Below are 18,353 nucleotides of genomic sequence, written 5' to 3'. Positions count from 1 at the left end.
ACCCGGTCACTCCTCGCCCAGGGCGGCCTGGACGCGCGCGCGGAGCTCGCGCGGGCGGAACGGCTTGGTGATGTAGTCATCCGCACCGGCCTCGCGGCCCTGGCGGGCATGGTCCTCGTCGGCGCGCGCGGTCACCATGAGAATGCGGGTGTCGCTGAAGGCCCGGATGCGTCGAGCCGTCTCGAATCCGTCGATGCCGGGCATGCTGACATCCAGCGTCGTCACGGCCGGGGCGTACTCGCGGACGAGTTCGATGCCCTCGAGGCCCGCGGAGGCGGTGTGGACGTCGAAACCGGACCCGGACAGGACGGTCGAGATCAGCGTGCGGATATCGGCGTCGTCTTCGATGATGACCGCCACGCGCGGGTTCGACATCCGTTACCTCGGTACTCCGCCGACGTCGGGGTGCGGGCGGACATCTGAGATCGTAATACACCCCTCCATCGTCAGCGCAGGGGTAAGCGGTGCGGGCGCCGCCGGGCGGAGGCGTGCCATGCTCGGGAGATGCCTTTGATCGCACTGACCGGCGGCATCGCCTCGGGCAAGTCCACGATCGCGCGGCGACTGGCCCACCACGGCGCGGTCATCGTCGACGCCGACCAGATCGTCCGCGACGTGCAGCAGCCGGGCTCACCCGTGCTCGCCCAGATCGAGCGTGCGTTCGGCGCCGAGGTCATCCGGCCGGACGGATCGCTGGACCGGCCCGCCCTCGGCGCGAGGGTGTTCGGCGACGCCGAGAGTCTGGCCGTGCTCAACCACATCGTCCACCCGGCCGTGCGCGTCGAATCCGAGCGGCGTTTCGCGGATGCGATGACCGCCGACCCGCGCGCGGTGGTCGTGTACGACGTCCCGCTCCTGGCCGAGGCGCGGGCGGCCGATCCGTGGGACGTCGTCGTCGTGGCGCATGCGCCGACCGAGACCCGGGTGCGGCGGCTCGTGGCCGAGCGCGGTATGAGCGAGGCCGACGCGCGCGCGCGGATCGCGTCGCAGGTGCCGGACGAGGAGCGGCTCGCGCTCGCGGACGAGGTCATCGACACGTCCGGATCGCTCGAAGAGACCCTCCGCCAGGCCGACCGGCTGTGGGAGCGCCTCACCGGCTGACGCGGCATCCGCGGTCGGCGAACGCTCGCCCTCGGCGTCGGACGGTCGGCCTACGCTGGAAGCATGCAGGCCACCCGATCCGTCCGTCCGTTCGAGGTCGTCAGCGAGTACCAGCCGTCCGGCGACCAGCCGCAGGCCATCGCGGAGCTGGCGGCGAGGATCAACGCGGGAGAGACCGACGTGGTGCTGCTGGGCGCCACCGGAACCGGGAAGTCGGCCACGACGGCCTGGCTGGTCGAGCAGGTCCAGCGCCCCACGCTCGTGCTCGCGCACAACAAGACCCTCGCGGCGCAGTTGGCGAACGAGTTCCGTGAGCTGATGCCGAACAACGCCGTCGAGTACTTCGTGTCGTACTACGACTACTACCAGCCCGAGGCGTACGTCCCGCAGACCGACACCTTCATCGAGAAGGACTCCTCGGTCAACGCCGAGGTGGAGCGGCTGCGGCACTCCACGACCAACTCGCTCCTGTCCCGCCGCGATGTCATCGTGGTCTCCACCGTCTCGTGCATCTACGGACTCGGGTCGCCCGAGGAGTACCTGCGCGCCATGGTCGCGCTGCAGGTGGGGGAGCGTTACGACCGCGACACCCTCATCCGCAAGTTCATCGCGATGCAGTACAACCGCAACGACGTGGACTTCTCCCGCGGCAACTTCCGCGTGCGCGGCGACACGATCGAGATCATCCCGGTGTACGAGGAGTTCGCGATCCGCATCGAGATGTTCGGTGACGAGATCGAAGCCCTCTACATGCTGCACCCGCTCACCGGCGACGTGCTGCAGCGGATGGAGGCCATCCCGATCTTCCCCGCGACGCACTACGCGGCCGGCACCGACACCGTCAAGCGCGCCATCGGCACGATCGAGCACGAGCTGGCCGAGCGGCTGAAGGAGCTCGAGTCGCAGGGGAAGCTCCTGGAAGCCCAGCGCCTGCGCATGCGGACCACCTTCGACCTCGAGATGCTGCAGCAGCTGGGCTTCTGCTCGGGCATCGAGAACTACTCCCGCCACCTCGACGGCCGCGGTCCGGGCGACCCACCGCACACGCTCCTGGACTTCTTCCCCGACGACTTCCTCATGGTCATCGACGAGTCGCACGTCACGGTGCCGCAGATCGGGGCGATGTACGAGGGCGACGCCTCGCGCAAGCGCACGCTCGTCGAGCACGGATTCCGCCTGCCCAGCGCCATGGACAACCGGCCGTTGCGATGGGACGAGTTCAAGAACCGCGTGGGGCAGACGGTGTACCTCTCGGCCACACCGGGACGCTACGAGATGGGCATCGCCGACGGCGTCGTCGAGCAGATCATCCGTCCGACGGGCCTCGTCGACCCGCAGATCATCGTGAAGCCCTCGAAGGGACAGATTGACGACCTGCTGGAGCAGATCCGGGTGCGGGCGAGCCGCGACGAGCGCGTGCTGGTGACGACGCTGACGAAGAAGATGGCCGAGGAGCTCACCGACTTCCTCGGCGAGCACGGGGTGCGGGTGCGGTACCTGCACTCCGACGTCGACACGCTCCGCCGCGTCGAGCTCCTCACCGAGCTGCGTGCGGGTGTCTACGACGTCCTCGTCGGCATCAACCTCCTGCGCGAAGGCCTGGACCTGCCGGAGGTCTCGCTCGTCGCCATCCTCGACGCCGACAAGGAGGGGTTCCTGCGCAGCGGCACGTCGCTCATCCAGACCATCGGGCGCGCGGCGCGCAACGTGTCGGGTGAGGTGCACATGTACGCCGACAGGATCACCGACTCGATGGCCAAGGCGATCGAAGAGACCGATCGTCGCCGTGAGAAGCAGGTGGCGTACAACCTCGAGCACGGCATCGACCCGCAGCCGCTGAGGAAGAAGATCGCCGACATCACCGACGTGCTCGCCCGTGAGGCGAGCGACACCAAGCAGCTGCTCTCGCGTCGCGATGCGGCGGCGTCGAAGAACGGCAAGGGCAAGTCGCCCACGCCGCAGCTGCGCCGCACGGGCATCGCGGCGGAGGGCGCCGAGCAGCTGGAGGCGACCATCGCCGACCTGAGCGATCAGATGCTCGCCGCCGCCGCGGAGCTGAAGTTCGAACTGGCCGGGCGTCTGCGCGACGAGGTGCAGGACCTCAAGAAGGAGCTGCGAGCCATGGAGCGCGCCGGACACGCCTGACCCGCTCGCCGTTAACCGCCGCGGTACACGGGGAGCGGGTCAGGGGCAGTGCATGAGGGGCTTCGGGCCGGTGCGGTCGAAGGTGTGCGCCGACATGGCCTTCCCGCACAGCGGGCATGCCCGCTCGGAGCGCTCGGGTTCGGGAGTGGTCTCGTAGGGTCCGACCGAAGCCGGCCCCGCGATGCGGATGAGCCGGGTGTTCAGGTAGGTGTACCACCCGCCGGCTTCACGGACGCGCTCGCGCAGCGGACGGCGTCCCGCATCTTTTCGTGCCATGCTCCCCAGTGTTGGCGCTCGACACGCTGCGTGCAACGTGGGCCGCCGCCCGCCGGAGCGGGATGCGCTCGTCGCGAACCTGAAGCCGGTGTCAGAACCCCCGCCTAAACTTGACGGGTGCCCATCGTTCCTGCCGTCCTGCCCGGAAACACCAGCGGAAAGCTCAGTGTTCGCGGTGCGCGCGTCCACAATCTGAAGGATGTCGACCTCGACATCCCCCGCGATGCTCTCGTCGTCTTCACCGGCTTGTCCGGATCGGGGAAGTCGAGCCTGGCGTTCGACACCATCTTCGCCGAGGGCCAGCGACGCTACGTCGAGTCGCTGAGCGCGTACGCCCGGCAATTCCTCGGCCAGGTCGACCGGCCCGACGTCGACTTCATCGAGGGCCTCAGCCCGGCGGTCTCGATCGACCAGAAGTCGACCAACCGCAACCCGCGCTCGACCGTGGGCACGATCACCGAGATCCACGACTACATGCGTCTGCTGTGGGCGCGGATCGGAGTGCCGCACTGTCCCGAGTGCGGTGCGCAGATCCAGCGTCAGACGGTGCAGCAGATCGCCGACCAGCTCATGGAGCTGCCCGAGCGCACGCGCTTCCAGATCGTCGCGCCGGTCGTGACGCAGAAGAAGGGCGAGTTCGTCGATCTCTTCAAGGAACTCAGCGCCAAGGGGTACGCGCGCGCCGTCGTCGACGGCGAACTCGTCCAGCTGGCCGAGCCGCCGGCGCTGAAGAAGAGCTACAAGCACGACATCGCCGTGGTCGTCGACCGTCTCGTCGCCGCCCCCGACATCCTGGGACGCGTCACCGACTCGGTCGAGACGGCACTGGGCCTTGCCGGCGGCATCATGCAGGTGAACTTCGTCGACGAGGAGGGGGATGCCGCGTGGCAGTCCTTCTCGGAGAAGCTCTCCTGCCCCAACGGGCACGCGATCCAGCTCACCGAGATCGAGCCGCGGACATTCTCGTTCAACGCCCCGTTCGGCGCGTGCCCGACCTGCTCGGGCCTGGGCACCCGCATGTCGGTGGACGTCGAGCTGATGCTCGGTGACGAGGAACTCTCCATCCGCGACGGTGTCATCATCCCGTGGACGACGCAGGGCAAGGGGCTGTTCCAGTACTACGAGCGGCTCCTCGAGGGGCTCGCGCGCGACCTGAAGTTCTCCCTCGACACGCCGTGGAAGAAGCTGCCTGTGGCGGTCAAAGAGGCCGTGCTGCGTGGTGAGAACTACAACGTCACCGTGAAGTGGAAGAACCGCTACGGCCGCGAGATGCGGTACACGTCCGGCTTCGAGGGTGTGGTTCCCTACATCGAGCGCCAGTATCTGCAGGCCGAGTCCGACACGCAGCGTCAGCGCTGGTCGGAGTTCCTCCGCGAAGTGCCGTGCCCGGCGTGCAACGGCGACCGCCTGAAGCCCGAGGTGCTCGCGGTGCACGTTCACGGCCACTCCATCGCGGATGCGTCGCGCCTGAGCCTCGCCGAGGCGCAGGAGTACTTCGCGCAGCTCGAACTGACCGACCGCGAGGCGCACATCGCCGCGGCGGTCCTCCGGGAGATCCGCGCGCGGCTGGACTTCCTCATCCAGGTCGGTCTCAACTATCTGAGCCTCGGCCGCGCCGCCGCGACGCTCTCCGGCGGCGAAGCCCAGCGCATCCGGCTCGCCACGCAGATCGGGTCGGGACTCACCGGAGTCCTGTACGTCCTGGACGAGCCCTCGATCGGGCTGCACCAGCGCGACAACCGCCGCCTCATCGAGACGCTCATCAAGCTCCGCGACCTCGGCAACACCCTCATCGTGGTCGAGCACGACGAGGAGACCATCCACGCCGCCGACTGGGTCGTCGACATCGGCCCCCGCGCGGGCGTGGACGGCGGCAACGTCGTGCACTCCGGACCGCTGTCCGGGCTGCTGACGGATGAGCGGTCGCTGACCGGCGCCTACCTGTCGGGCCGCCGCGCCATCGCCACGCCGCCCAAGCGCCGACGGATCGACAAGAAGCGCCAGATCACGGTCGTGGGGGCGCGCGAGAACAACCTGAAGAACGTCACCGTCGACTTCCCCCTGGGCGTCCTCACCGCCGTCACCGGGGTGAGCGGCTCGGGCAAGTCGTCGCTGGTCAACGGCATCCTCTACGAAGTCCTCGCCTCACGCCTGAACGGAGCGCGCCGCGTCCCCGGCAAGCACACCCGTGTGACGGGCCTCGACAACCTCGACAAGGTCGTGCACGTGGACCAGGCGCCCATCGGCCGCACGCCGCGATCGAACCCGGCGACCTATACGGGGGTCTTCGACCGCATCCGGACGCTCTTCAGCGATACCCCCGAAGCGAAGGTGCGCGGCTACCAGGCCGGCCGGTTCAGCTTCAACGTCAAGGGCGGGCGCTGCGAGGCGTGCTCGGGCGACGGCACGATCAAGATCGAGATGAACTTCCTCCCCGACGTGTACGTCGACTGCGAGGTGTGCCACGGCAAGCGGTACAACCGCGACACGCTCGCCGTGCACTACAAGGGCAAGAACATCGCCGAGGTGCTGGAGATGCCGATCTCCGAGGCCGCCGACTTCTTCGAGCCGATCCAGGCCATCCACCGCTACCTGAAGACCCTCGTGGACGTGGGCCTCGGGTATGTCCGGCTGGGCCAGTCGGCCACGACGCTGTCCGGCGGCGAGGCGCAGCGCGTGAAGCTCGCCACCGAGCTCCAGCGCCGCAGCAACGGCCGTTCGATCTACGTGCTCGACGAGCCGACCACCGGTCTGCACTTCGAAGACGTCTCGCTGCTCCTGCACGTGCTGAACGGTCTCGTGGAAAAGGGCAACACGGTCATCGTCATCGAGCACAACCTCGACGTCATCAAATCGGCGGACTGGGTCATCGACCTCGGACCCGAGGGCGGCTCCGGAGGCGGCACGATCGTCGCGACCGGCACGCCCGAGCAGGTCGCGCGCGTCGAGGCCAGCTACACCGGCGTGTTCCTCGCCGAAGTGCTGGCGGGTCGTTCGCTCGCCGAGCCCATCCGCAGACGCGAGCCGGAGCTCGAGCGCAAGGCGGGCTGAGCGTGGCATCCCGAGAACGGATGTCGCAGCTTCCCTACCGCCCGAAGCCCGGCGAGATCCCCACCAACCCCGGCGTCTACCGGTTCCGCGACGCCGATGGTCGCGTGCTCTACGTCGGGAAGGCCAAGAACCTCCGCGCGCGGCTGTCCAACTACTTCGCCCCCCTCAGGTCGCTCCACGAGCGGACGCGGCGCATGGTGACGACCGCCGCATCCGTGGAGTGGACGGTCGTGGCCAGCGACGTCGACTCGCTGCAGCTGGAGTACATGTGGATCAAGGAATTCGATCCGCCCTTCAACGTCCGCTATCGCGACGACAAGTCGTACCCGTTCATGGCGATCACGCTCGCCGACGAGGCGCCCCGGGTGATCGTGACCCGCAACCGGCGCATCCCCGGGGCCAAGTACTTCGGCCCGTATCCCAAGGTCTGGGCCGTGCACGACACGATCGACCTGATGATCAAGGTCTTCCCGATCCGCACGTGCAGTGACGCGTCGTACAAGAAGGCGATGCAGAGCGGGCGTCCGTGCTTCCCCGGACAGATCGGACGCTGCGGCGGGCCCTGCTCGATGAAGGTCACGATCGAGGAGCACCGCGCGATCGTCGACGACTTCGTCGCGTTCATGGCCGGCGGCGACCAGCGTTTCCGCAAGACCCTCACCGCGCGGATGCGGGAGGCCTCGGCCGCGATGGACTACGAGTCGGCCGCCGTCTACCGAGACAAGCTGCAAGCCATCGACGCGGTACTGAACAAGAGCGCGCTCGTGCTCGCGCCCGACACCGACGCGGACCTGTTCGGCATCGCGGAGGACGAACTCGCCGCCGCGGTGCAGCACTTCGTCATCCGCGGCGGACGCGTGCGCGGTGTCCGCGCGACGACGATCGAGAAGGAGATCGACATCTCCGGCGCCGAACTGGTCGACCAGGTGCTGCAGCGCACCTACGGCGATGCCGCCGCCGGGGACATCCCGCGGCAGGTGCTCGTCCCCTCGCTTCCCGACGACGCCGCCGAGCTCGAAGACTGGATGCGCGAACGCCGCGGCAAGAACGTCACGATCCAGGTCGCCCAGCGCGGGCGCAAGGCCGAGCTGATGAAGACGGCCACACTCAACGCCCAGCAGGCGCTGATGCTGCACAAGACCCGGCGGACGAGCGACTACGTCGCCCGCACCCAGGCGCTGTCCGACCTGCAGGAGGCTCTCGACCTCGCCGAGGCACCGCTGCGCATCGAGTGCTACGACGTGTCGCACCTGTCGGGCACGAACGTCGTGGCATCGATGGTGGTCTTCGAAGACGGCCTGCCGCGCAAAGACCAGTACCGCTCGTTCGGGGTGCCCGAGACCACCGACGACACCGATTCGCTGTACCAGGTCCTCACCCGGCGCCTGGCCTACCTCGACCGCCCCGAGTCCCAGGGCGGAGACGAGCCGGACGCTTCCGCGGGCGCGCGCGGCGCCGTCGTCGTCGATCCGGGGGCGGACATCGTCACAGACCCCGAGGCGGAGGTCGTGACGGCCCGCAAGCGTCCGCGCTTCGCCTACCCGCCGCAGCTGCTGGTGGTCGACGGCGGGAAGCCGCAGGTGGAGGCCGCCGCCCGCGCCCTCGCCGACTCCGGCCACGAGGAGATCGCCCTGTGCGGCATCGCCAAGCGCCTCGAGGAGGTGTGGCTGCCGGGGGAGGACTTCCCCGTCATCCTGCCGCGCACGAGCGAGGCGCTGTACCTGCTGCAGCGCCTCCGCGACGAGGCCCACCGGTTCGCGATCACCCATCAGCGCAAGCGTCGCAAGCGCGACATCTCCAGCGTGCTGGCCGAGGTGCCGGGGCTCGGCGACGCGCGTATCAAGGCGCTCCTGAGGCATTTCGGGTCGGTGACGGCGCTGCGCGAAGCCACACCAGAGGAGATCACCCAGCTGCCGGGGATCGGGCCGAAGCTCGCGGAGTCGGTTCACACGCACCTGGCTCGATAGGCTGGGGTCACGGGGGTGGTCATGACCGATCAAGCACACCGCGATCGCGGCGAAGTGCTGATCGTCACCGGCATGTCCGGTGCCGGCCGCACCACCGTCGCCAACGCCCTGGAAGATCTCGACTGGTACGTCGTCGACAACCTTCCGCCCCAGATGCTGCGGCCGCTGCTGGAGCTGACCGAACTGGCCGGCGGCGCCGTTCCCCGCGTCGCCGTCGTGGTCGATGTGCGCGGTCGCGAACTCTTCGCCGATCTGCCCGACGTCATGGAGGCGATCCGTGCCGGCCGCCAGGTGCGTCTGGTGTTCCTGGATGCTGCCGACGACGTGCTCGTCCGACGCTTCGAGGCGGTGCGGCGGCCGCATCCGCTGCAGGGCGAGGGCACGATCCTCGACGGCATCCGTCGTGAGCGCGAGCAGCTCGCGGGCGTCCGGGAGTCGGCCGACGTGCTCATCGACACCTCGGCCACCAACATCCACCAGCTCACGACCCGGGCCGTCGAGCTCTTCAGCGAGCAGGGCGCCGCCCGGCACACCGTGACGCTCATGAGCTTCGGGTTCAAGTACGGGCTCCCCACCGACGTGGACATGGTCGCCGACATGCGGTTCCTGCCGAACCCGTACTGGAAGGACGACCTGCGCGCCCTCAGCGGCGAGGACGCCCCGGTGCGTGACGAGGTACTCGCCCAGCCCGGCGCCCAGGAGTTCCTCGACGCCTACGCCGCAGCCCTCCGCCCGGTGCTGGAGGGATACCAGCGGGAGAACAAGCGGCATTCGGTCGTCGCGATCGGGTGCACCGGGGGACGCCATCGCTCCGTCGTGATGGCGCGCGAACTGGCCGAGCGGCTGCGGTCGACCCCCGGCGTCGCCGTCCGGGTCGCGCATCGCGATCTCGGCCGCGAATAAGCCCGGTCGTCTGAGACGCGAGGCCGCGAGTAGGCTGTAACGTCGTCCCCCACCCGCCGTCCCGAGGAGAATTGTGCCGCTGACCGCCGACGCGAAGGCCGAGCTGACCACCGTCCGCGACCCGCGGCCGACGGCACGAATCGCCGAGCTGACGGCTCTGCTGCGCTTCTCCGGGGGGCTGCACTCCATCGCGAACCGCGTTGCCGTCGAGGCGGAGCTCGACTCCGAGCAACTCGCCCGTCGCGTCGCGCGCGACCTCATGGAGCTGTACGGCGTGCGCCCCGAACTCGTGCACGTGCAGGGATCGGGTGGACGCGCCGGCGGCCACTATGCGGTGCGCGTCATCGAGGCGGGGGAGACCCTCGCGCGTCAGACGGGACTGCTCGACCAGCGTCGCCGTCCCGTCCGCGGCCTTCCCAACAAGCTCACGACCGGATCGAGAGGCGACCTCGCGGCCGTGTGGCGCGGCGCGTTCCTCGCCGCCGGCTCACTCAGCGAGCCCGGCCGATCGGCGTCGCTGGAGATCGCGTGTCCCTCGCCCGAGGCCGCCATGGCCCTCGTCGGCGCTGCCCATCGCATCGGCGTACCGGCGAAGGCGCGCGAGGTGCGCGGCGTGCCGCGCGTGGTCGTCCGCGACGGCGAGGCGATCCGGACGACTCTGGCGGAGATGGGTGCGCGGCGGACGGCTGCCGAGTGGGACCAGCTGCGGCAGCGCCGCGAGGTGCGCGCGGGAGTGAACCGGCTGGTGAACTTCGACGACGCCAACCTCCGCCGCTCGGCTCAGGCCGCCGTCGCCGCGTGTGCGCGCGTGGAGAGGGCCATGGAGATCCTCGGCGACGAGGTGCCCGAGCACCTCCGCGAGGCCGGCGAACTCCGTCTCGCGCACCGCGACGCGAGCCTGGACGAACTCGGCCACCACGCCGACCCCCCGCTGACGAAGGATGCGGTGGCCGGTCGCATCCGCCGCCTTCTGGCCATGGCCGACAAGAAGGCCGAGGTTCTGGGGCTCCCCGACACCGAGTCGGCCGTCCCCGCCGGCGCCGAGGACTGAGCTCCGCCGATAGCGCGCGCCACGTGGGGAAGCAACCCGGGTGCGCGCGTGTTGCCGCTCAGTAGGATGAACACGTCATCCTCGCTGCGCCGAGGTATCGGCGCGCGCCGAACGGAAGAAGAGAACATTGGCGAAGTATTCGTTGCCCGACCTCCCTTATGACTACGCCGCGCTGGAGCCGCACATCAGTGCGACGATCATGCAGCTGCATCACGACAAGCACCACCAGACGTACGTGACCGGGGCCAACACCGCCCTCGAGCAGCTCGCGGAGGCCCGCGAGACCGGCAACCTCGCGAACGTCAACAAGCTGACCAAGGACCTCTCCTTCAACCTCGGCGGCCACGTCAACCACTCGATCTTCTGGACCAACCTGTCTCCGGACGGTGGCGACAAGCCCACCGGTGACCTCGCGGCCGCCATCGACGACGCGTTCGGATCGTTCGACAAGTTCCAGGCGCACTTCACCGCTGCCGCCCTGGGCGTGCAGGGTTCGGGCTGGGCGGGTCTGTTCTGGGACTCGATCGGGGAGAACCTCGTCATCCAGCAGATCTTCGACCAGCAGGGCCAGATCGCCGCGGCGACGGTCCCGCTCCTCCTCCTGGATGTGTGGGAGCACGCGTACTACCTCGACTACAAGAACGTGCGAGCCGACTACGTCAAGGCGTTCTGGAACGTCGCGAACTGGGCGAACGCGCAGGAGCGCTTCGCCACCGCCCGCCAGAAGACGGCGGGTCTGCTGGTACTGTCGTAAGCGACGGTGGCGTCCCGGCGGGACCCCCGCCGGGACGCCCGTCGTCCCCTGGAAAACCCTCATCAGAGCGCAAAAGCGCACCAACATTCAGGAGTGACTCCGTGACCGTCAAGATCGGGATCAACGGCTTCGGCCGGATCGGACGCAACTACTTCCGCGCGGCGCTCGCACAGGGTGCCGACCTCGAAATCGTCGCGGTCAACGACCTCACCGACAACAAGACCCTGGCGCACCTGCTGAAGTACGACTCGGTGACCGGTCGCCTCGACGCCGACGTCTCGTTCGACGAGAACTCCATCACCGTCAACGGCAAGTCGTTCCGCGTCTTCGAGGAGCGCGACCCCGCCAACCTCCCGTGGGGCGAGCTCGGCGTCGACATCGTGATCGAATCGACCGGCCGTTTCACCAAGGCGGAGCTGGCGCGCAAGCACATCGACGCCGGTGCCAAGAAGGTCCTCATCTCCGCCCCCGCCACCGGCGAGGACGGCACGTTCGTCATGGGCGTGAATGAGGAGACCTACGACCCCGCCACGATGCACATCATCTCCAACGCCTCGTGCACCACGAACTGCCTCGCGCCGCTGGCCAAGGTCTTCAACGACGCCTTCGGCATCGAGCGGGGCCTCATGACCACGGTGCACGCGTACACGGCCGACCAGAACCTGCAGGACGGCCCGCACAGCGACCTGCGCCGCGCGCGTGCCGCCGCCATCAACATCGTCCCCACCTCCACGGGTGCCGCGAAGGCCCTCGGCCTCGTGCTGCCCGAGCTCCAGGGCAAGCTGGACGGCTTCGCGCTGCGCGTACCCGTTCCCACCGGCTCGATCACCGACCTGACCGTCGTCGCCTCGCGACCGGTCACCGTCGAAGAGGTCAAGGAGGCCTACAAGGCCGCCGCCGCCGGTCCGCTGAAGGGCATCCTCAAGTACACCGAGGACGAGATCGTCTCCAGCGACATCGTCACCGACCCGCACTCGGCCATCTTCGATGCGGGCCTGCTGCGCGTCCTCGGCAACGAGGTCAAGCTCTCCGCCTGGTACGACAACGAGTGGGGCTACTCCAGCCGCCTGGTCGACCTGACCGTATACGTCGCCGAGCGCCTGTAAGGCCGGATCATGGCTCTGCGCACCCTCGCCTCTCTGGGGTCGCTCGCAGGCAAGCGCGTCATCGTCCGTTGTGACCTGAACGTTCCCCTCGGGGACGGGGTCATCACGGACGACGGCCGCGTGCGTGCGTCGCTGCCCACGCTCAATGCCCTCATCAACGCCGGCGCGCGCGTCGTGGTGTGCTCGCACCTCGGCCGTCCCCAGGGGGCTCCCGAGGCGAAGTACAGCCTCGCGCCCGTCGCCCAGCGTCTGTCCGAGCTGCTCGGCAAGCCGGTCGCGTTCGCACGGGACACGGTGGGCGAGTCCGCCCACGAGGCAGTGGAGGCCCTCGAGGACGGCGACATCGCGGTCCTCGAGAACCTGCGGTTCAACCCGGGCGAGACCGCGAAGGACGACGCCGAGCGCCGCGCCTTCGCCGCGCAACTCGCCGAACTCGGTGACGCGCTCGTCTCGGACGGCTTCGGGGTGGTGCACCGAAAGCAGGCGAGCGTCTACGACCTCGCCGAGATCCTGCCGTCGGCGGCGGGCCTGCTGATCGAGGCGGAGCTCGACGTCCTGGACCGCCTCACCGAGCGCCCCGAGCGTCCGTACACGGTCGTCCTGGGTGGGTCGAAGGTGAGCGACAAGCTGGGCGTCATCGCACACCTGCTGCCGCGTGTGGACCGCCTCCTCATCGGCGGCGGGATGATGTTCACCTTCCTCGCCGCGCAGGGGTACTCGGTCGGCGCGAGCCTGCTGGAGAAGGACCAGATCGACACCGTGAAGAAGTACCTCACGGATGCCGCGGAGCGCGGGGTGGACATCGTCCTCCCCGTGGACGCGGTGGTCGCGGCATCCTTCTCGGCCGATGCGGAGCACGTCGTCACCGATGCCACCGCGCTCGAGGACACCGCCTTCGGTGCGGCAGGCCTCGGCCTGGACATCGGCCCGAAGACCGCGGAGACCTTCGCCGCCGCGGTGCGGGAAAGCCGCACCGTGTTCTGGAACGGCCCCATGGGCGTGTTCGAGATGGCGCCGTTCGCGGCCGGCACGCGTGCCGTCGCGCAGGCGCTCACGGAGGTCGACGGCCTCAGCGTGGTCGGCGGCGGTGACTCCGCCGCGGCGGTCCGCCGGCTCGGATTCAGCGATGACCAGTTCGGTCACATCTCCACCGGCGGCGGAGCCAGCCTGGAGTTCCTCGAAGGCAAGAAGCTCCCCGGACTGGAGGTCCTCGGATGGTCATAACCACCCGCACCCCGTTCATCGCCGGCAACTGGAAGATGAACCTCGACCACCTGCAGGCTGTCGCATTCGTGCAGAAGCTGCACTGGACGCTCAAGGAGGCCAAGCACGACAACGGCAGCGTGGAGGTCGCGGTCTTCCCGCCCTACACCGACCTCCGCACGGTGCAGACCCTCGTGGACGCCGACAAGATCCCGTTCGGCCTCGGCGCCCAGGACCTGTCGACGCAGGACTCCGGCGCCTACACGGGCGAGATCTCCGGGCAGTTCCTCGCGAAGCTCGACGTGCGGTACGTCATCGTCGGCCATTCCGAGCGGCGTCAGTACCACGCCGAGAGCGATGAGATCGTCGGCCAGAAGGTGCAGGCCGCGCTCCGCCACGGCATCGTCCCGGTCATCTGCGTCGGTGAGACCTCCGAAGATCTGGAGACCTTCGGCGCGAGCGCCGTTCCGGTGGGCCAGCTGCAGGTAGCACTGGAGGGTGTGCCGGCGGAAGCGGACATCGTCGTGGCCTATGAGCCGGTGTGGGCGATCGGATCCGGGCAGGCGGCGACGCCCGACCAGGCGCAGGACGTGTGCGCGAAGCTGCGGCAGGTCGTCGCCGACAAGCTCGGCGCGGATGCAGCGGCACGCACCCGCGTCCTTTATGGCGGGTCGGTCAAGTCGGGCAACATCGCGAGCTTCATGCGCGAGCCCGACGTGGACGGCGCCCTGGTGGGCGGGGCGAGCCTCGTCGTCGACGAGTTCGCCGCCATCGTCCGCTACCAGAAGCACGTCGGCGTCTAGCCCTCCTTCGAGCGCGGGTGGCCACGGCCCGTATACTTGACCCTTGTGCGGCCGGGGAGGGTCGCCACGAAAGGCTATCCACAGTGCAGATCATCGAGTTCGTCCTGCAGGTTCTGCTGGGCATCACCAGCCTCCTGCTGACCCTGCTGATCCTGCTCCACAAGGGGCGTGGTGGCGGGCTCTCCGACATGTTCGGCGGCGGTATGACCTCCGCGCTGGGCTCGTCGGGGCTGGCCGAGCGCAACCTCAACCGGTTCACCATCATCCTGGCGCTCGCGTGGTTCGTTTCCATCGTGTCGCTGGGGCTCATCACCAAGTTCCAGGGACTCTGACACATGGCGACAGGCGGCAACGCGATCCGGGGCACGCGCGTAGGCGCGGGCCCGATGGGCGAACAGGACCACGGCTACCACGCCGACCGCGTGGCGGTGTCCTACTGGGACGCGCTCGGAAACGAGACGGTGCGCTACTTCGCCGCCGGCATCCCCGAGGACGAGATCCCCGAGACCATCGACTCCCCGCACTCCGGCCTTCCGGCCGGACGCGATCAGGAGAACCCGCCCGCGCTGGCGAAGAACGAGCCGTACAAGACGCACCTGGCGTACGTGAAGGAGCGTCGCACCGAGGAAGAGGCCGAAGCCCTCCTCGACGACGCCCTGCAGTCGCTGCGCGAGCGCCGCGGCCAATAGGCCCGCGCCGCCCCCGCGTCAGTATTCGCGGTCGATGAGCTGCGGCGGAACCTGGGCCGCGGCTGCTTCGTCCACGAAGAGGATGGTGCGCTTGCGGCCTTTCGCGCCGGCGGCCGGCACGCTGACGTAGCTGGCACCGGCAAGTGCGAGTCCGAGCGCCGATGCCTTGTCCGGTCCTGCCAGCACCATCCACACCCGCTTGGACGAGTTGATCACCGGGCGGGTGAGCGAGATGCGCTCGGGCGGCGGCTTCGGTGAGTCGCGGACGGGCACGGTCGCCCGATCGGTGACCTGGATCTCGGGGCGGTCGGGGAACAGCGACGCGATATGCCCGTCGGGTCCCACACCCAGGAAGCAGATGTCGAAGGTCGGCCAAGGGCCCGTCTCGGTGCGGTCCGACGGCGCGAACTGAGCCAGCTCGTCGGCGTACGCCCCGGCCGCGGCGTCGAGGTCCAGGGTCTCATCGCTGGAGGCCATCGGGTGGATGTTCGCGGCGGGGATGTCGAGCGCATCCAGGAACGCGTCGCGTGCCTGCTTCTCGTTGCGGTCGTCCGAATCGCGCGGAACCCAGCGTTCGTCACCCCACCAGAAGTGGACGTTCGACCAGTCGATGCGCGCCGTGCGGCGGTCCTCGGCCGCGGCGCGGAGGACGCCGCCGCCCATCGATCCGCCGGTGAGGCAGATGTGGACGGTCTTGCCGTTGTCGACCTGCTTCTTCACGCGGTCGATCAGGCGGCGGGCGACCGACGCCGCCAGCGAGCCCGCATCGTCGCTGATCACGACGCGTTTTTCCGTGCCCGAGTCAGCCACGGTCGCTCCTGTCGGTGCGGGCCAGGAGCTCCAGGCCCTCGGTGATGACCCGACCGTACAGCTCATCGGGATCCAGGCGCCTCAGCTCCTCGGCGAGGCACTCGCGCAGCGTCCGGCGCGGGAAGGCCAGCTCGTGCACGGGCTGGCCCGGCTGGGTGAGGATGGCCACGCCGGGCGTGGGCCGCTCCAGGAGCGTGTCGCCGCTCGATCGGGTCAGCCGCACGCTCTTGATGCCGCTGGCCCACTCGTCGGTGGGCAGGTAGGCCGAATCCACCGGGACGCCCAGCTTCAGGCGCAACCACGCGGCCAGCAGCACCGTCGACGGCGAGTCGGCTGCACCGCGCACCTCGACGGCGGTGACCGGCTCGTAGGGCGGCTGGTCGAGAACGGCGGCCAGCTGCTCGCGCCAGCGCGTCAGACGCGTCCACGCGAAGTCGGTGTCACCGGGGGAGTAGTGGCTGCCGAGACCGTCCACCCACGCCGCGGGGTCGGGCTGGTTCGACGCGTCGGTGATACGGCGCTGGGCGATATGCCCCACCTCCGAGTGCGCCGGCGAGTCCGGCGGATCGGCCGGCCACCACGCCACCACCGGGGCATCCGGCAGCAGCAGGCCCGTGACCAGACTCTCGGCGTTGGACCCGGCTTCGCCGAAGACGCGCAGCACGACCACTTCGCTGGCGCCGGCGTCGCCGCCGACACGGATCTCCGCGTTCAACCGCGGTGTGTCGTCCTCGTCATTGATCAGCAGCACGATGACGCGCATGGGATGCTCCCGCGACGCGTCGTTCGCGGCCTCGATGGCCGCTTCCTCTGCGCCGTGGTGCGTCACGATGATGAGGGTCAGCACGCGCCCCAGGGCGACCGCGCCGCCTTCTTCGCGCACATTGACGAGCGCCTTGGAGATCTTGCTGACTGTGGTGTCGGGCAGGTCGATGATCACGGGCGCCTCCAGCTGCGGCCGTCGCGGGCGAGGAGTTCGTCGGCGGATGCCGGACCCCACGACCCAGGGGAGTACTGCTCGAGTGCGCCGCCCTGCTCCGCCCAGAAGCGCTCGATCGGATCGAGGATCTTCCAGCTCAGCTCGACCTCCTCGTGCCGCGGGAACAGCGGCGGGTCGCCCAGGAGCACATCGAGGATGAGACGTTCGTACGCCTCGGGGCTCGCCTCGGTGAAGGCGTGCCCGTAGCCGAAGTCCATCGTCACGTCGCGCACCTGCGTGCCGTCGCCGGGGACCTTCGAGCCGAACCGGATCGTGACACCCTCATCGGGCTGCACCCGGATGACGAGCGCGTTCTGGCCGAGTTCTTCGGTCTGGCTGCGGCTGAACAGCAGCTGCGGCGCGCGCTTGAAAACGACGGCCACCTCGGTGACCCGCCGGCCCAGTCGCTTGCCCGTGCGCAGGTAGAACGGCACACCCGACCAGCGGCGCGTGTTGACCTCGAGCTTGATGGCGGCGTACGTCTCCGTCGTCGAGGCGGGGTCCATGCCATCCTCGTGGAGGAAGCCGTTGACCTGCTCCCCGCCCTGCCATCCGCCGGCGTACTGGCCGCGGGCGGTCGCGTGGGAGAGGTCTTCGGGAAGGCGGACGGCGGCGAGAACCTTCTCCTTCTCGGCGCGGAGGTTCTTCGCGTCGAAGCTGATGGGCTCTTCCATCGCGGTGAGCGCCATCAGCTGCAGCAGGTGGTTCTGGATGACGTCGCGCGCGGCGCCGATACCGTCGTAGTAGCCGGCCCGCCCCCCGACCCCGATGTCCTCGGCCATCGTGATCTGCACGTGATCGACGTAGTTGCGGTTCCAGATCGGCTCGTACAGCTCGTTCGCGAAGCGCAGCGCCAGGATGTTCTGGACCGTCTCCTTGCCGAGGTAGTGGTCGATGCGGAAGATCGAGTCGGCCGGGAACGCCGTCTCCAGCGCCGCGTTGAGCTCGCGCGCGGAGGCCAGGTCGTGCCCGAACGGCTTCTCGATGACGACGCGGCGCCAGCCCGTCTCGTCGTCGGCGTTATCGCCGACGAGTCCGGACGCCTTCAGCTGCTGAGCGACGACGGGGAAGGCCTTCGGCGGGATCGAGAGGTAATAGGCGTGGTTGCCGAGCGTGCCCCGTTCGACGTCGAGCGTCTCGACCGTCTCCCGCAGGCGACGGAAGGCCTCAGGGTCGTCGAACTCGCCCGGCACGAAGCGGATGCCTTCGAGGAGCTCCTTCCACGTCTCGTCGCGGAACTCGGTGCGCGCGTACTGCTTGACCGCGTCGTGGACGACCTGAGCGAAGTCCTGGTCCTCCCAGTCGCGGCGGGCGAACCCGACGAGGGCGAAGCCGGGGGGAAGGAGGCCACGGTTGGCGAGGTCGTACACCGCCGGCATGAGCTTCTTGCGCGCCAAGTCTCCGGTGACCCCGAAGATCACCAGGGCGCTGGGTCCGGCGATGCGGCTGAGACGCCGGTCATCCGGGTCTCGGAGCGGGTTGTGTCCCCGCGAGATCTCTACGGTCATTCCTCGC

At 69.1% G+C, this 18,353-nt stretch carries 17 protein-coding genes; 12 read left to right on the top strand and 5 right to left on the bottom strand.

Features of this window, described 5'->3' with window-relative positions; all coding sequences use genetic code 11:
- Positions 1-6: 6 nt before the first annotated feature.
- Positions 7-375, bottom strand: a complete 369-nt coding sequence (locus AC2DGY_RS09450; RefSeq protein WP_484509435.1) for a response regulator transcription factor — start codon at positions 373-375, stop codon at positions 7-9.
- Positions 376-504: 129 nt separating this feature from the next.
- Here AC2DGY_RS09450 and coaE point away from each other — a divergent pair, with 129 nt between their 5' ends.
- Together coaE and uvrB are read left to right on the top strand one after the other, a co-directional pair.
- Positions 505-1,101 (top strand): dephospho-CoA kinase, encoded by a 597-nt coding sequence (gene coaE / locus AC2DGY_RS09445; RefSeq protein ID WP_484509434.1) that lies wholly within the window; start codon positions 505-507, stop codon positions 1,099-1,101.
- A gap of 63 nt (positions 1,102-1,164) precedes the next feature.
- Positions 1,165-3,246, top strand: coding sequence for an excinuclease ABC subunit UvrB (uvrB, locus tag AC2DGY_RS09440; RefSeq protein WP_484509433.1), 2,082 nt, complete (start codon positions 1,165-1,167; stop codon positions 3,244-3,246).
- A 39-nt stretch (positions 3,247-3,285) separates the two neighbouring features.
- Here the strand turns inward: uvrB and AC2DGY_RS09435 are convergent, their stop codons facing one another.
- The gene (locus AC2DGY_RS09435) at positions 3,286-3,522 is read right to left on the bottom strand and encodes a hypothetical protein (RefSeq protein ID WP_484509432.1); all 237 of its coding nucleotides are present in this window, start codon (positions 3,520-3,522) and stop codon (positions 3,286-3,288) included.
- A 117-nt stretch (positions 3,523-3,639) separates the two neighbouring features.
- Here AC2DGY_RS09435 and uvrA point away from each other — a divergent pair, with 117 nt between their 5' ends.
- The 10 genes from uvrA to AC2DGY_RS09385 all read left to right on the top strand — a co-directional run bounded on the left by uvrA (position 3,640) and on the right by AC2DGY_RS09385 (position 15,049).
- The gene (gene uvrA / locus AC2DGY_RS09430; RefSeq protein ID WP_484509431.1) at positions 3,640-6,573 is read left to right on the top strand and encodes an excinuclease ABC subunit UvrA; all 2,934 of its coding nucleotides are present in this window, start codon (positions 3,640-3,642) and stop codon (positions 6,571-6,573) included.
- Between the two features lie 20 nt (positions 6,574-6,593).
- Positions 6,594-8,540, top strand: coding sequence for an excinuclease ABC subunit UvrC (gene uvrC, locus AC2DGY_RS09425; RefSeq protein WP_484509996.1), 1,947 nt, complete (start codon positions 6,594-6,596; stop codon positions 8,538-8,540).
- 21 nt (positions 8,541-8,561) lie between these two features.
- Positions 8,562-9,443, top strand: a complete 882-nt coding sequence (gene rapZ / locus AC2DGY_RS09420; protein WP_484509430.1) for an RNase adapter RapZ — start codon at positions 8,562-8,564, stop codon at positions 9,441-9,443.
- 73 nt (positions 9,444-9,516) lie between these two features.
- Positions 9,517-10,494, top strand: a complete 978-nt coding sequence (gene whiA, locus AC2DGY_RS09415; RefSeq protein ID WP_484509429.1) for a DNA-binding protein WhiA — start codon at positions 9,517-9,519, stop codon at positions 10,492-10,494.
- Between the two features lie 127 nt (positions 10,495-10,621).
- A complete protein-coding gene (locus tag AC2DGY_RS09410; RefSeq protein WP_484509428.1) occupies positions 10,622-11,248 on the top strand; it encodes a superoxide dismutase in 627 nt (208 codons plus the stop codon).
- Between the two features lie 101 nt (positions 11,249-11,349).
- Positions 11,350-12,354: a type I glyceraldehyde-3-phosphate dehydrogenase gene (gene gap / locus AC2DGY_RS09405; protein WP_484509427.1), complete on the top strand. Its 1,005-nt coding sequence runs from the start codon at positions 11,350-11,352 to the stop codon at positions 12,352-12,354.
- Between the two features lie 9 nt (positions 12,355-12,363).
- The gene (locus AC2DGY_RS09400; protein WP_484509426.1) at positions 12,364-13,578 is read left to right on the top strand and encodes a phosphoglycerate kinase; all 1,215 of its coding nucleotides are present in this window, start codon (positions 12,364-12,366) and stop codon (positions 13,576-13,578) included.
- Positions 13,569-14,360: a triose-phosphate isomerase gene (gene tpiA / locus AC2DGY_RS09395; protein WP_484509425.1), complete on the top strand. Its 792-nt coding sequence runs from the start codon at positions 13,569-13,571 to the stop codon at positions 14,358-14,360. Before AC2DGY_RS09400 ends, tpiA begins: the two co-directional genes overlap by 10 nt.
- An 83-nt stretch (positions 14,361-14,443) precedes the next feature.
- The gene (secG, locus tag AC2DGY_RS09390) at positions 14,444-14,692 is read left to right on the top strand and encodes a preprotein translocase subunit SecG (protein WP_484509424.1); all 249 of its coding nucleotides are present in this window, start codon (positions 14,444-14,446) and stop codon (positions 14,690-14,692) included.
- Between the two features lie 3 nt (positions 14,693-14,695).
- Positions 14,696-15,049, top strand: a complete 354-nt coding sequence (locus AC2DGY_RS09385; RefSeq protein ID WP_484509423.1) for an RNA polymerase-binding protein RbpA — start codon at positions 14,696-14,698, stop codon at positions 15,047-15,049.
- 18 nt (positions 15,050-15,067) lie between these two features.
- On the opposite strand, the gene pgl is transcribed toward AC2DGY_RS09385, so the two are convergent.
- From pgl to zwf, 3 genes are read right to left on the bottom strand one after another with little or no spacing between them, the layout of a single operon-like run.
- A complete protein-coding gene (gene pgl, locus AC2DGY_RS09380; RefSeq protein WP_484509422.1) occupies positions 15,068-15,859 on the bottom strand; it encodes a 6-phosphogluconolactonase in 792 nt (263 codons plus the stop codon).
- Positions 15,852-16,799 (bottom strand): glucose-6-phosphate dehydrogenase assembly protein OpcA, encoded by a 948-nt coding sequence (locus tag AC2DGY_RS09375; RefSeq protein WP_484509421.1) that lies wholly within the window; start codon positions 16,797-16,799, stop codon positions 15,852-15,854. Before AC2DGY_RS09375 ends, pgl begins: the two co-directional genes overlap by 8 nt.
- A complete protein-coding gene (gene zwf, locus AC2DGY_RS09370) occupies positions 16,796-18,346 on the bottom strand; it encodes a glucose-6-phosphate dehydrogenase (protein WP_484509420.1) in 1,551 nt (516 codons plus the stop codon). The genes AC2DGY_RS09375 and zwf overlap by 4 nt, the downstream gene beginning before the upstream one ends.
- Between the last annotated feature and the right edge of the window lie 7 nt (positions 18,347-18,353).

This window comes from Microbacterium sp. Z6_144, assembly GCF_057197625.1.
The sequence above is the reverse complement of the archived record's forward strand: the minus strand, read 5'-3'. Positions and strand labels throughout refer to the sequence as shown.

Excerpts from the sequence above, each read along its gene's own strand:
- AC2DGY_RS09450 (WP_484509435.1), bottom strand. The coding sequence starts at position 375 with ATGTCGAACCCGCGCGTGGCGGTCATCATCGAAGACGACGCCGATATC.
- uvrC (WP_484509996.1), top strand. The coding sequence starts at position 6,594 with ATGTCGCAGCTTCCCTACCGCCCGAAGCCCGGCGAGATCCCCACCAAC.
- AC2DGY_RS09435 (WP_484509432.1), bottom strand. The coding sequence starts at position 3,522 with ATGGCACGAAAAGATGCGGGACGCCGTCCGCTGCGCGAGCGCGTCCGT.
- rapZ (WP_484509430.1), top strand. The coding sequence starts at position 8,562 with ATGACCGATCAAGCACACCGCGATCGCGGCGAAGTGCTGATCGTCACC.
- AC2DGY_RS09400 (WP_484509426.1), top strand. The coding sequence starts at position 12,364 with ATGGCTCTGCGCACCCTCGCCTCTCTGGGGTCGCTCGCAGGCAAGCGC.
- coaE (WP_484509434.1), top strand. The coding sequence starts at position 505 with ATGCCTTTGATCGCACTGACCGGCGGCATCGCCTCGGGCAAGTCCACG.
- zwf (WP_484509420.1), bottom strand. The coding sequence starts at position 18,346 with ATGACCGTAGAGATCTCGCGGGGACACAACCCGCTCCGAGACCCGGAT.
- AC2DGY_RS09385 (WP_484509423.1), top strand. The coding sequence starts at position 14,696 with ATGGCGACAGGCGGCAACGCGATCCGGGGCACGCGCGTAGGCGCGGGC.
- tpiA (WP_484509425.1), top strand. The coding sequence starts at position 13,569 with ATGGTCATAACCACCCGCACCCCGTTCATCGCCGGCAACTGGAAGATG.
- uvrB (WP_484509433.1), top strand. The coding sequence starts at position 1,165 with ATGCAGGCCACCCGATCCGTCCGTCCGTTCGAGGTCGTCAGCGAGTAC.